This window comes from Micromonospora sp. NPDC048868, assembly GCF_043198195.1.
GTDB lineage: Bacteria > Actinomycetota > Actinomycetes > Mycobacteriales > Micromonosporaceae > Micromonospora > Micromonospora reichwaldensis.
Map to the genome: position 1 here is coordinate 42,544 of NZ_JBICUN010000022.1, position 12,460 is coordinate 55,003.

The following is a 12,460-nucleotide window of genomic DNA, read 5'->3' on the forward strand; positions in this document are numbered from 1 at the left end:
CATCCGGCTGAGGGGTCAGCCGCCGACGATTGCCGCGGTACGGACCATGGCCAGGCCGACCAACGCCACCACGATCAACGCGCCGCCCGCGAACTGCACAAGCGTCCGGCGCGACCGCGGGGCGTACGCGAACACGAGCGCCAGCAGCGCGCCGATCACCAGGCCGCCCAGGTGCCCGGGGATCGAGATGCCCGGCACGGTGAACGTGAAGACCAGGTTGATCACCAGGACGGGGAGCACCTGGGAGATGTCCCGCCCCATCTTCCGTTCGATGACCACCAGCGCGGCGAACAGGCCGAAGATCGACGTGGAGGCGCCGGCGGTGAGTTGGTTCTCGGCGCTGAACAGGTAGGCGGCGACGTTCCCGCCCAGCCCGGCGACCAGGTAGAGCATCAGGAACCGCAGCGGCCCGAGGCTGGCCTCCAGCGACCGGCCGAGCACCCACAGCGCCCACATGTTCAGCAGCAGGTGGACCACGCCGTAGTGCAGGAACATCGCGGTGACCAGGCGGTACCACTCGCCCTCGGCGATGCCGCCGACCGTGCCGTCCGGGAAGATCGCGCCGCCGAGCACCGAGCCCCAGTCGGTCAGCGGCGTGCTGCCGCCCATCAGACCGCCGAAGCCGGAGCCGCCGACCAGCGCGTCCCCGCCCCGGTCGGAGGCGATGGAGAGCAGCATCATCAGCACGTTGAGCGCGATCAGCGCCTTGGTGACGTAGCCGTGGCGGCCGGCGGCACCGCCACCGAAGGCGGTACGCGCCGGCCGCACGCTACGACGTCCCTCCGTCACGCACTCCGGGCACTGGAACCCGACCGACGCCTCCCGCATGCAGTCCGGGCAGATCGGCCGGTCGCAGCGGGTGCAACGGACGTACGTCTCCCGGTCGGGGTGCCGGTAGCAGACCGGGGTGGTGGGTGGTGACTCGCTCACCACGCCAGCCCGCCGTCGCGGATCGCGCGGACCACCAACCGGTTCCGGCCCTCGGAGCGCTCAGTCATGTCGGCAAAGGTACCTCGCGGACCGCTCAGGCAGCGGTCCGCTCGATCTCGACCCGCTCGATGACGACGTCCTGCAGCGGCCGGTCGTTCGGACCGGTCGGGGTGTTGGCGATCGCGTCGACGACCTTCACGGACTGCTCGTCGGCCACCTTCCCGAAGATGGTGTGCCGGTTGTTCAGGTGCGGCGTCGGCGACACGGTGATGAAGAACTGCGAGCCGTTGGTGCCCGGCCCGGCGTTCGCCATCGCCAGCAGGTACGGCTGGTCGAAGCGCAGCTCCGGGTGAAACTCGTCACCGAACTTGTAGCCCGGGCCACCGCGCCCGGTGCCGGTCGGGTCGCCCATCTGGATCATGAAGCCGCTGATCACCCGGTGCGAGATCGTGCCGTCGTAGTACGGCCCGCTGCCCGGCTGACCCGTACGCGGGTCGATGTATTCGCGGTTGCCCTCCGCCAGCTCGACGAAGTTCTTCACGGTCTTCGGGGCGTGGTTCTGGAAGAGCTCCAGCCGGATCGGGCCAGCGTTGGTGTGCAAGGTGGCGTAGACAGCCTCGGCCACGGGTACTCCTCACTCGTTGGTCAGTTCCATGCGGATCCTCCCATGTGCCCGATCTGGCAGTGCGGAGGCATCCGAAGGTGGAGGATGACGAAGGAACAACTCCCAGGAGGTGGGACCGTGTTTGGAATCGGGCGGCGTAAGACCCAGGGGCAGCTGGCCAAGGTGGAGCTGAACCAGGGACTCGGTCACCTGAGGCAGGCCGCGACGTACGCCGCGAAGGGTGCCGGCGCCACTGTCGCCCCGCGGGTCCAGGCGGCCCGGGGCGCCGTCGCGCCGACGGCCGTCATCGTGCGCGACCGCGCGTCGAGCGGCCTCGCGTCCACGGTCGCCGCGCTCGCGCCGCTGGCCCTGGCCGTCCGCAAGGCGCAGGCCGAGGCGGCGGGCAAGGCGGTCACCGGCAGGAAGGCCCTGGCAGCCAAGCAGGTCGCGGCCGGCAGGAAGGTCAAGGCGAAGAACATGAAGGCTTCCCGGAAGAAGAACTCCCGGCGGGGCGGGTCCATGATGACCGGTCTGCTCGCGGCCGGCGCGGTGGCCGGGGTCGCCGCGGTGGCGATGCGGCGGCGCCGGGAGCAGCAGGAGTGGGCCGAGTACGACCCGACCCGCACCCTGGAGCCGATGCGCGACGAGGTGGAGACCATGGAGATCCGCACCCCGGTGACCGACGCCTCGACGGTGTCGAGCGGTTCGGGCGTGGCCGGCGGCCCGACCGGCGCCGGCAGCTCGGCGGTGGCCGGCGGCGACAGCGCCTCCACCACCACCCCCGGCAAGCAGCCGACGGTCCACGCGACGGACAAGGTCCCGTCGGTGGCCGAGGGCGCCAAGGACACCACGGGCCGTCCGGCGGACGACCTGACCGAGGCGCTCGGCAAGGGCGGCGCCAAGAACGGCCGCCGCTGACACCCCCGTCGGTCCCGGAAAGCGCCGGCGAAGCGGCTCCCCGCCGCACCGCCGGCGCTTCCGCGCCCGACGGGGCCACGGCGTTCGACGGGGCCACGGCGTTCGACGGGGCCACGGCGTTCGACGGGGCCACGGCGTTCGACGGGGCCACGGCGTTCGACGGGGTCACGGCGCCGGGTCCGCGCCCGGGGGCGGCTGCGCGTCAGGCCCGGGCCGTCAGAGCCAGCCGTTGCGGCGGAACCAGCGGTAGAGGGCCAGCGAGATCGCGAGCATCAGGGCGAGCACGACCGGATAACCGTACGTCATCCGCAGCTCGGGCATGACCTCGAAGTTCATCCCGTAGATGCCGGCGATGGCGGTCCACACGGCGGCGATGGCGGCCCACGCCGCGATCTTGCGCATGTCGTTGTTCTGGTCGACCGTGACCTGGGCCAGCCGCGCCTGGAGGATGGAGTTGAGCAGGTCGTCGTAGGAGTTGACCTGCTCGACGGTGCGGCTCAGGTGGTCCTGCACGTCGCGGAAGTAGCGGCGGATCTCCTTCGGCACGTCGCGGTTCATCTGGGCGGTGAGCGTCATCAGCGGGCGCTGCAACGGCATGACCGCCCGCTTGAACTCCACCAGTTCCCGCTTCATCTGGTAGATCCGCTGGATCCGGCCGGTGGACTGGCGGTCGAACACGTCGGCCTCCAGCGTGTCGAGGTCGTCCTCCAGCCGGTCGGCGACCTCCAGGTAGATGTCCACCACCCGGTCGGTGACCGCGTACGCCACCGCCCAGGGCCCCTGGAGCAGCAGGTCCTGCTTCGTCTCCAGGTCGGCGCGGACGGGGGCCAGCCGGCAGGCGTCCCCGTGCCGCACGCTGATCAGGAAGTTCGGGCCGATGAATAGCATCACCTGGCCGGTCTCGACGACCTCGGAGTGCTCGGTCAGCTCGGCGTGCTCGCAGTACCGGGCGGTCCGCAGCACCAGGAAGCTGACCTCGCCGAACTGCTCCAGCTTGGGGCGCTGCTGCGCCTTCACCGCGTCCTCGACGGCCAGTTCGTGCAGCCCGTACGTGGCGGCGATGGCGGTCATCTCGGCCAGCTCCGGCTCGTGCAGGCCCAGCCAGACGAAGCCGTGCTCCTCGCGGCGGGCCGCGGCGAGCGCCTCGGCGTACCGCCAGTCGCCGGGCTGCCGGCGGCCGTCCACGTAGAGGGCGCAGTCGACCACCGCGCTGCGCTGCGGGCCGGCCGGCGGGGACGCCTGCTGGGGGGTGTCGGAGTTGAGCCGGCGGGTCATCGCCCGCACCGGCGCCACCCAGTCCCGGGGCCTGAGCACCCGTCCGCCGTTCGACGCGGTCGTCCGTTCCCGGTCCGTCATCACGCCCCCTCCCCACGCGCTGCCGCCGGTGAACAGTACGCCGCCGTCGATGATCACCGCCGGTGACGATCGGCGGGAGGGTGGCGCCGGGTGGGCCGGGTCGCTTCAGGGGGGTGAGGGGACGACACGGCCCACCCGGCGCCCTTTGGGGGCGGGGGTTGTGCTGGTCGCGCCGCCCCACGTGCCGCCGGCCGGGCTGGCCCGGTCCCGTCGCCGGGCGCGGCGGGGGCCGGCACCGGGCGGTGAGTTCCGCTACACGTGGTGAGTGACGCTCGCAGCATTGTGGGCCGTCGGCCGCCCCGGCGGGAGACCCGGGGCGGCCACGATCGTCCAACTGTCAGAAATCTGACAGAAATTCAGCTCCGTACGGCCGCCATGGCCTCCGCCAGGCGCCGCACGCCCTCGTCGATGCGGTCGGCGGTCACCGCCGAGTACGCCAGCCGCAGGGCGTGCCGCCCGCCGTCGACGACGAAGTCGCTGCCCTTGACCACGGCGACCCCGCGCTCGGCGGCGGCCGGCGCGAGCCTGTCGACCTCGACGTCCTCGGGCAGCTCGACCCAGAGGAAGTAGCCGCCGTCCGGCTCCACGAACCGGGCCTCCGGGATGTGCCGGCGCAGCGACTCGGCCAGCACCCGGGCCCGCTCGCCGAGCGCGGCGCGCACGGTCTCGATGGAGCGCTCGATGTCGCCGGAGACGCAGAACTGGTGCACGATCGCCTCGGAGACCATGCCCGGCGAGATGTAGAGGCTGGTCGCCTTCTTCGCGATGTCGCCGATCAGGTCCGCCGGACCCACCAGGTAGCCGACCCGTACGCCCGGGCAGACCGTCTTGGTGAAGCTGGAGGCGTGCACCACCACGTTGCGGGTGTCCAGCGAGAGCATCGAGGGCAGCGCCTCGCCCCGGAACCGGATGTCGGCGTACGGGTCGTCCTCGAAGATCGTGAACTCGTACTCGGCGGCGAGGTCGAGCAGCTCCCGGCGCTTCTCCAGGCTCAGCGTCACGCCGGCCGGGTTCTGGTAGTTCGGGATGACGTGCGCCAGCCGGGGCCGCACCCCGGACTCCAGCAGCTTGCGCAGCTCGGCGGTGTCGAGCCCGTCCGGCTGGATGGAGACGCCGTGCAGCTCGCTGCCCATCCGCTGGAGGTTGAGCAGCGTCCGGTCGTACGTCGGACGCTCCACCACCACCGCGTCACCGGGGCGGACCAGGTGGTCGAAGAGGAACGCGTCCGCCTGCAACGACCCGTTGGTGATCAACACCTGGTCGGCGGAGACCCCGTGCTTCTCGGCGATCCACTTCCGCAGCGGGAGGTAGCCGACGGAGGTGCCGTAGGCGGTCACCCCGGCGGGGTCGGCGTCGAACGCGCGGACGGCGGCGGCCTTGAGCCCCTCGACATCGACGATGTCCAGGGAGGGAGCGCCACGGGCGAAGGAGATCAGCTGCTCGGCGGTCATGGCTGTTCAGCGTACGGAAGGCGACGGGGTGCGCGCGGAAGGCACGGCGATGTCCGCATCCTGAGCCACCGGGACGGGTGACCGGCGTCGACCGGTCGGCGACAGGTCAGACCGGAAGGCCGAGCGGGTCGTGCTGCGCTTCCCGGGAGAGCCCGTCCACGTGCAGGCCGAGCGCCGCGATGAGCTGCCCCCAGTCGAAGTAGGACCGCCAGGCCGCGATCCGTCCGCGCCGGACCCGGACGACGTCCACCACGTCCCAGCTGACCAGCCGGCCGGTCGGCGCGACGGTGCCGAACGGGGTGTGCAGCACCCCCGTGTGGGTGCCGGTCAGCCGCTGCTCGACGGCCGCGCCGCCGGCCGTCTGCACCGACCCGAGCGGGTCGACGGACAGGTCCGGGAACGCCCCGGTCCAGGTGCGCAGCAGGGCGGGCAACTCGATCGGGCGCACCGTGACGCCGGGCATCGAGTAGAAGGCGTCGGCCGCGTAGAGGTCCGGCAGCCGGGCCACGTCCCGCCGCAGAAGCATCGCGTACTGCTGCTCGACCAGCCGATCCGCGCCACGCATGAGGACCTCCGTCGCGGGTCACGGCCCGTCCGTGCCCGCACGGGAATCCTTACCCGTCGATCGTCCCGCCACACCATCGCGCGTGCCGGCGTTCCGGCCGGCCCGGCCCACGAGGCCGCCCCGGACCGGCGACGAGGCCGGGCGTCGCCGGAGGGCGCCACCGCTCGCTACTGTCGTGGCGTGTCCACCGAGCCTCTACGCTGCGCCGGCGCGCTGATCGTCGACGACGACGGTCGACTCTTCGTCCAGCGACGGTCTCCCCACCGGCGCATCTTTCCCAACTGCTGGGACATCGTCGGCGGCCATCTGGAACCGGGCGAGGACTGGATGGACGCGCTGCGCCGGGAGGTCACCGAGGAGACCGGCTGGACGGTGTCGCACGTGCTCGGCCACGTCGGGGAGTACCGCTACGTCGCCGACGACGGCCTGGCCCGCGTCGAACGCGACTGGCTGGTCCGGGTCGACGGCGACCTGGCCCGGCCGACGCTGGAGGCGGGCAGGCACACCGAGTTCCGGTGGCTCGCCGCCGACGAGCTGGACCTGCTCGACGAGCACCGCGACGTCAACGACGGCCTCATCCGCCGGATCGCGGCCGAAGGCTTCGCCGCCCTGCGTTCGATCGGTCTGTGAACGACACCGTCGAGCTGGCGCCGCACCGGTTCGCCGGCCTGGTCGCCCCGGCGGTGGACCGTGCGTTCGTCGCCGGCATCCTCGCCGGCCGCGACGGCGGCGGCGCCGAGCTGAGCCAGCGGTACGGCGGGCCGGCGGCCACCGGCTTCCTGCTGGAGTTCCGCACCCGCCTCGCGGCGCCGGGCGGGACGGTCGACGAGGCGGGCTTCGCCGCGGTCACCCGCTACCGGGACCCGGTCGAGTGCCGGCGGGCCCTGGACAAGCAGGTCGCGTACGGGATGATCCACCGCAGCCCCGAGGGCGGACTGTCCGCCACCGAGCGCGGGCTGGCCTTTCTCGCCGAGATCTGGCAGGTGCACGCGGAGGTCACCGAGGAGCTCTGGGCGGGGCACGAGGACCGGGTGCTGCGGCTGGTCGAGGCGTTCGGCCGGGTACTCACGTGCGCGCTGGTGCTGGCCGACGAGGAGGGCGCCGAGGAGGGTGCCGCGTTCGCCGCGACGGCGCCGCCCTACGAGCCGGACGGCACCACGACCGGCGTGCTGCTGCTGAACCGGCTCGGCACGATGCGCTACCACCGGGCCGACGCGCACGCCGCCGCGTGGACCGCCGCCGGGCACAGCGCGGCGAGCGCCGCCGCCCTGCCGCCCGGCCCCGAGCAGCTCGCCATCGAGCTGGAGACCGACCGGCGGGCCGCCGCCCCGTACGCCGTGCTGACCGCCGAGGAGCGGCTGGCGGTGCTGGCGGACCTGGCGGCGCTGCCCGGCTGACCCGGTTGGCCGCAGGGGTGCCGCCGCGCGGGGCTATCCTCCAGCGGTGACCGGGAGTCGTACGAGGGAGGACGCCTCAATGATCGGGATGGTGCTCGCAGCCGGGGCGGGGCGCCGGCTGCGCCCGTACACCGACACCCTGCCCAAGGCGTTGGTGCCGGTGGACGGCGACACCACCATCCTGGACATCGCGCTGCGCAACCTGGCCGAGGTGGGGCTCACCGACATCGTGATCGTGGTCGGCTACGCCGCCGACGCGGTCGTCTCCCGCCAGACCGACCTGGAGAAGCGGTACGGCGTCACGCTCACCCTCGTGCACAACGACAAGGCCGAGGAGTGGAACAACGCGTACTCCCTCTGGCTGGCTCGGGAGCACTTCGCCCGGGGCGTGCTGCTGGTCAACGGCGACACCGTGCACCCGGTGAGCGTGGAGAAGACCCTGCTGGCCGAGCGCGGCCCGGGCATCCTGCTCGCCGTCGACACCATCAAGCCGCTGGCCGAGGAGGAGATGAAGACCACCTTCGACGCCGCCGGCCAGCTCACCCGGATCACCAAGATCATGGACCCGGGCGAGGCGTACGGGGAGTACATCGGCGCGACGCTCATCGAGCCGCAGGTGGCCGACGCCCTCGCCGACGCGCTGGAGGCGACGTGGCGGCGCGACCCGAACCTCTACTACGAGGACGGCTACCAGGAGTTCGCCGACCGTGGCGGCGAGGTGCGGGCAGCGCCGATCGGTGACGTCTCCTGGGTCGAGGTCGACAACCACGCCGACCTGGCCCGGGCGCGGGAGATCGCGTGCCACTACTAGCCCGTACGGTCAACACCCCGCTGGTGATCGAGGTCCGGCGGGGTGCGGTGGCCGACCTCGGGCCGCTGCTGGCCGACCGGCGGATCTCGGCCGGTGGGGACGTGGCCGTGGTGGTCGGCCCCGGGCAGGGTGAACGGATCGTCGAGCTGTGCCGGCCGTCGCTCGGCGCGGCCGACGTCTTCACGGTCGCCGGCGGCACCATCGACGCGGCAAACGACCTCGGTGACCGACTACGCCGCCGCCACTACGACGCCGTGGTGGGCATCGGCGGTGGCAAGACCATCGACACCGCCAAGTACGCGGCCACCCGCTACGGGATCCCGATGGTGACGGTGGCGACGAGCCTGGCGAACGACGGCATCGCCTCCCCCACCGCCTCGCTCGACCACGAGGGCGGCAAGGGCTCCTACGGGGTGCACATCCCGATCGCGGTCATCGTCGACCTCGACTTCGTGGAGAACGGCCCGGACCGGCAGACCCAGGCCGGCATCGGCGACGCGGTGAGCAACCTGAACGCCTGCGCCGACTGGGAGCTGGCCCACGAGGTACGCGGCGAGCCCATCGACGGGCTCGCGGTGACGCTGGCCCGGACGGGCGCCGAGGCGCTGCTCAACCACCCCGGCAAGATCACCGACGACAGCTTCCTCACCACGCTGGCCGAGGCGCTGATCATGGGCGGCATCGCCAGCTCGGTGTGCGGGTCGACGCGCCCCGCCAGCGGCGGCGACCACGAGATCTCCCACGCGATCGACCGGCTGCACCCCGGCACCGCCGCCCACGGCGAGCAGGTGGGGCTCGGCGCCCTCTTCTGCACCTTCCTGCGCGGGGACACCGACCGGTTCGGTCGGCTCGCCCACTGCCTGCACCGGCACGGCCTCGCCACCACGCCGGGCGACCTGGACCTGACCGACGAGCAGTTCGTCGATGCCGTGCAGTTCGCGCCCCAGACGCGGCCGGACCGCTACACGATCCTCGAACACCTGGCGATGTCGCCTACCGAGACGCGGGAACGGCTGGCAGACTACGCCGGTGCAATCCGCGACCACCTTGGCTGAGCCCCGTCCCACCGTCGCCGACTTCCACCGGGTCAACCGGGGCGGCGGCCTGTTCAGCGAATCGATCAGCCAGTGGCTGGGCGCGGTCTTCGCGCTCGTCGCCCAGCGCCTCGGGCTGCGCCCGACCGCGCTGACCATCGCCAACCTGGTGCTCGGCCTGGCCACCTCGGTCACCGTGGTCGCGCTCGCCGGTCGGGTCGCCGCCGGTGACGTGCCGGCCTGGGCGGTCGGGCTGCTCGCGCTGGTCGGCTGGCAGGTGGCGTACTGCCTGGACTGCGCCGACGGTCAGCTGGCCCGGGTCACCGGGCAGGGCAGCGCCGCCGGCGCCCGCGTCGACATCCTCTGCGACGTGGCCGCCCAGATCGCCCTGGTCGCCGCCCTGTCGGCGACGGCCGTGGCGCAGGAGCCGTCGACGCCGAGCTGGCTGGTCGCCATCTTCGCCGGCACCTGGATGGTCAACCTGGTGACCTCCGTGATGCAGGCCGGCCCGAACGCCGCCAGCATGGTCACCTCGACCTCGCTGCCCGTACGCCTGGTGAAGCTGGTCCGCGACTACGGCGCGGTCATCTTCGCCGCCGGCCTGGTGCTGGCCTTCGCCCCGGCCCTCGTCCTCTGGGTGATTGTCGCGTTCACGATCGTCAACGGCGGCTTCCTGCTCGCCAGCATCGCCTTCTCCGCCCGCGCCTCCCTCCGCTGAGGTGTGACGCCGGGCCGGCCCACCCTTCTTCGGCCCCTGTCGAGCTGCCCCGCCTGTGCTACCGCTCGGGCAACATGTCCGGCCCACGCCGGAACCACGACTGACCGCCCGTGATGCGCCGCGGCCATGACCGTGGCGGCTGAGATCTTGGTACGGAAGCGCCCCTGGAGGGGCACTTTCCTACCAAGATCTCCGCCTATTCCAAATAGCAGAACGAGATTCCCGGAAAGTGGGCAGGATTCCGGGCAGGGCTGCCCGGATGTCTCAAGCGTCCCGAGCAGTCCTCGCGGCGGGTCGGTCAGTGGCGGCGGGCGACGCCCGCGTACACGTCGAGGAGGCGCTTGGTGACCACGTCGGGGTGGAACGTGCGCTCGTAGCGGGCGCGTGCCGCAGGGGCCAACGTCGCGGCCCCGGCCCGGGCCACCGGCAGGGCGGCGGCCATGGCGGCCGGCTCCGGGGGCACCACCCAGCCCGCCTCGCCCGCCTGTACGCCGGCGGGCAGCGCGACGCGGCCCTCCCCCGGGGCGGCCGTGGCGACGGCGGCCGGGCCGGTGCCGGCCGGCTCCCGGGGCGCGTCGGCGCCGACGAGGTACGGGATGCCGCCGAGCGCGGTGCCGAGCACCGGGCGGCCGGCGGCGAACGCCTCGATGATCACGGTGGGCAGCACGTCGTGCCAGGTGGAGGCCGCGATGATCACCGCGCTGGCCTCGACCGCGGCGCGCACCCCGGCACGGTCCAGCGGCCCGAGGTAGGTCACGTCGGCGCGCTCGGCGGCGGCGGCCTCGGCCAGCGGGCGCAGCTCGCCGTCGCCCGCGATGCGCAGCGGGCCGAGCGCCCCGTCCGGGTGCCGCCGCCAGGCGTCCAGCAGCAGGCCCAGCCCCTTCTCCGGGGAGAGCCGGGCCATGTAGAGGAAGCCGTCGCCGAGCGGCGCGGGCGTTCCCGGGTCGGGGATGCCGTTCGGCTTCACCACGATCCGCTCTGCCGGGATGCCATAGTCGCGCAGGTGGTCGGCGACCGCCGAGGTGAGCGCGACGAAACGGTCCACCGAGCGCCACGTGCCCCGGTGCACGGCCAGCGTGGTCGCCATCAGGGCGCTCTGCGCCCGCGAGCCCCGGTAGCAGCGGTGCACGATCGCCGGCACGCCCAGGGCCCGGCCCCGGCAGTCCTGGCAGATCATCCCGTCGCGGAAGTAGAGCCCCGAGGAGCAGACCTGGCGGTAGTTGTGCACCGTCTGCACCACCGGCACGCCGTGCCGGTGCGCGGTCCGCACGATCCAGGGCGAGATCAGGGGGTACGGGTTGTGCAGGTGCAGCACGTCCGGCCGGTGCTCCGTGATGAGCCGGCTCAGGTCCTCCTGCGCGCGGGGTGCCCAGATCGGCGAGATCGGCAGCAGCGCCTTGGCCGACTTCGACATCGTCGGGATCTCGTCCGAGCTGCGGATGAACGGCAGCACCTCCACCCCGGCTGCGGTGAGCTGGGCGATCTCCGCGTCGACGATCGTGTTCTCACCGGAGGGCTGAGCCTCCCGGTACCGGTTGTGCGCCACCACGATTCTCACTGAGCTTGCCTTTCGTTCGCGGCTGTGCCGGTCTCTGCTCGCGACTGCGGGGCTCGCAAGCTCACTCCTCGCGCTCGCGGCGGGGACTCGCAAGCTCATTCCTCACGCTCACGGGAAAGAAGGCTACCGTTGGCTGGTGCCCGAACTACCGGAGGTTGAGGCGCTCACGGACTACCTGCGTGAGCGGGCGGTGGGGCGGCGGGTCGACCGGTTGGAGGTCGCCGCGATCAGCGCCCTGAAGACGTACGACCCGGCGCCGACCGCCGCCGCCGGGCGGACCGTGACGGACGCCCGCCGGCACGGCAAGTTCCTCGACGTGGTGCTCGACGGCGACCTGCACCTGGTGGTCCACCTGGCCCGGGCGGGCTGGCTGCACTACCGGGAGGCGTTTCCGTCCGCCGCCCCGCTGCGCCCCGGCAAGGGCCCGATCGCGCTGCGGGTACGCCTCGACGACGGTTCCGGCTTCGACCTGACCGAGGCCGGCACCCAGAAGAGCCTCGCCGTCTACCTGGTCACCGAGCCGCAGGCGGTGCCCGGGGTGGCCCGCCTCGGCCCCGACGCGCTCGCCGCCGACCTGGCCACCTTCACGGAGCGGATGCGCAGCCGCAAGGGCCAGGTCAAGGGAGTGCTCACCGACCAGACGGTGCTGGCCGGCGTCGGCAACGCGTACTCCGACGAGATCCTGCACGCGGCGAAGCTGTCCCCGTTCGCGATCACCAACCGGCTGACCGACGAGCAGTTGGCGACCCTGCACGCGGCGACGCGGGAGGTGCTCGGTGACGCGGTGCGCCGCTCGGTCGGGCAGAAGGCGGCCGAGCTGAAGGGCGAGAAGCGCTCGGGGCTGAAGGTGCACGCCCGGACGGGGCAGCCCTGCCCGGTCTGCGGGGGCACCGTCCGCGAGGTCTCGTTCGCCGACTCCAGCCTCCAGTACTGCGCGACCTGCCAGACCGGCGGAAAGCCGCTCGCTGACCGAAGGTTGTCGCGGCTCGTACGGTGAGTGACGACACTGCCGACTACGGAACGGAATCGGCCATCCCGTGCCGAAGGTCTGAGTTGCGGCTCTACCGGGCCCGTCATCCATCGGTATAGTGGCTCGGTCCCCGGCTTCTGAAATGGCG

At 72.7% G+C, this 12,460-nt stretch carries 13 protein-coding genes; 7 read left to right on the top strand and 6 right to left on the bottom strand.

The features are described 5' to 3' along the window. Nucleotides 1-15: 15 nt before the first annotated feature. A complete protein-coding gene (locus tag ACGFNF_RS26200) occupies nt 16-930 on the bottom strand; it encodes a rhomboid family intramembrane serine protease (protein WP_393171320.1) in 915 nt (304 codons plus the stop codon). Nucleotides 931-1,024: 94 nt separating this feature from the next. Beyond that, a complete protein-coding gene (locus ACGFNF_RS26205) occupies nt 1,025-1,555 on the bottom strand; it encodes a peptidylprolyl isomerase (protein WP_132240538.1) in 531 nt (176 codons plus the stop codon). A gap of 84 nt (nt 1,556-1,639) precedes the next feature. Between ACGFNF_RS26205 and ACGFNF_RS26210 the strand changes: the two genes are divergently transcribed. Next, on the top strand, nt 1,640-2,452 hold the full coding sequence (locus ACGFNF_RS26210) for a hypothetical protein (protein ID WP_311409875.1): 813 nt from the start codon (nt 1,640-1,642) through the stop codon (nt 2,450-2,452). A 216-nt stretch (nt 2,453-2,668) separates the two neighbouring features. On the opposite strand, the gene corA is transcribed toward ACGFNF_RS26210, so the two are convergent. From corA to ACGFNF_RS26225, 3 genes are all read right to left on the bottom strand, one after another. Further along, nucleotides 2,669-3,808, bottom strand: a complete 1,140-nt coding sequence (gene corA / locus ACGFNF_RS26215) for a magnesium/cobalt transporter CorA (RefSeq protein WP_393171408.1) — start codon at nt 3,806-3,808, stop codon at nt 2,669-2,671. A 356-nt stretch (nt 3,809-4,164) separates the two neighbouring features. After that, nucleotides 4,165-5,259, bottom strand: coding sequence for a PLP-dependent aminotransferase family protein (locus ACGFNF_RS26220; protein WP_121397512.1), 1,095 nt, complete (start codon nt 5,257-5,259; stop codon nt 4,165-4,167). 106 nt (nt 5,260-5,365) lie between these two features. Next, nucleotides 5,366-5,824 carry an ester cyclase gene (locus tag ACGFNF_RS26225; RefSeq protein WP_132240536.1) on the bottom strand — a complete coding sequence of 153 codons (459 nt, stop codon included), beginning with the start codon at nt 5,822-5,824 and terminating at the stop codon, nt 5,366-5,368. Between the two features lie 180 nt (nt 5,825-6,004). On the opposite strand from ACGFNF_RS26225, the gene ACGFNF_RS26230 reads away from it, so the two are divergent. The 5 genes from ACGFNF_RS26230 (at nt 6,005) to ACGFNF_RS26250 (ending at nt 9,784) form a co-directional block, all read left to right on the top strand. Further along, on the top strand, nt 6,005-6,454 hold the full coding sequence (locus tag ACGFNF_RS26230; protein ID WP_132240535.1) for an NUDIX domain-containing protein: 450 nt from the start codon (nt 6,005-6,007) through the stop codon (nt 6,452-6,454). Beyond that, on the top strand, nt 6,451-7,221 hold the full coding sequence (locus tag ACGFNF_RS26235) for a hypothetical protein (RefSeq protein WP_357580122.1): 771 nt from the start codon (nt 6,451-6,453) through the stop codon (nt 7,219-7,221). The genes ACGFNF_RS26230 and ACGFNF_RS26235 overlap by 4 nt, the downstream gene beginning before the upstream one ends. A gap of 79 nt (nt 7,222-7,300) precedes the next feature. After that, the gene (locus ACGFNF_RS26240; protein ID WP_393171324.1) at nt 7,301-8,032 is read left to right on the top strand and encodes a sugar phosphate nucleotidyltransferase; all 732 of its coding nucleotides are present in this window, start codon (nt 7,301-7,303) and stop codon (nt 8,030-8,032) included. Next, nucleotides 8,020-9,087 (top strand): iron-containing alcohol dehydrogenase family protein, encoded by a 1,068-nt coding sequence (locus tag ACGFNF_RS26245; RefSeq protein ID WP_393171326.1) that lies wholly within the window; start codon nt 8,020-8,022, stop codon nt 9,085-9,087. Before ACGFNF_RS26240 ends, ACGFNF_RS26245 begins: the two co-directional genes overlap by 13 nt. Further along, nucleotides 9,062-9,784 carry a CDP-alcohol phosphatidyltransferase family protein gene (locus ACGFNF_RS26250; protein WP_357580124.1) on the top strand — a complete coding sequence of 241 codons (723 nt, stop codon included), beginning with the start codon at nt 9,062-9,064 and terminating at the stop codon, nt 9,782-9,784. The genes ACGFNF_RS26245 and ACGFNF_RS26250 overlap by 26 nt, the downstream gene beginning before the upstream one ends. Nucleotides 9,785-10,082: 298 nt before the next feature. Here ACGFNF_RS26250 and ACGFNF_RS26255 read toward each other — a convergent pair whose 3' ends face one another. Next, nucleotides 10,083-11,342: a glycosyltransferase gene (locus ACGFNF_RS26255; RefSeq protein ID WP_393171327.1), complete on the bottom strand. Its 1,260-nt coding sequence runs from the start codon at nt 11,340-11,342 to the stop codon at nt 10,083-10,085. Between the two features lie 136 nt (nt 11,343-11,478). Between ACGFNF_RS26255 and ACGFNF_RS26260 the strand changes: the two genes are divergently transcribed. Then, nucleotides 11,479-12,339 carry an Fpg/Nei family DNA glycosylase gene (locus ACGFNF_RS26260; protein WP_393171329.1) on the top strand — a complete coding sequence of 287 codons (861 nt, stop codon included), beginning with the start codon at nt 11,479-11,481 and terminating at the stop codon, nt 12,337-12,339. The last annotated feature ends 121 nt before the right edge of the window (nt 12,340-12,460 follow it).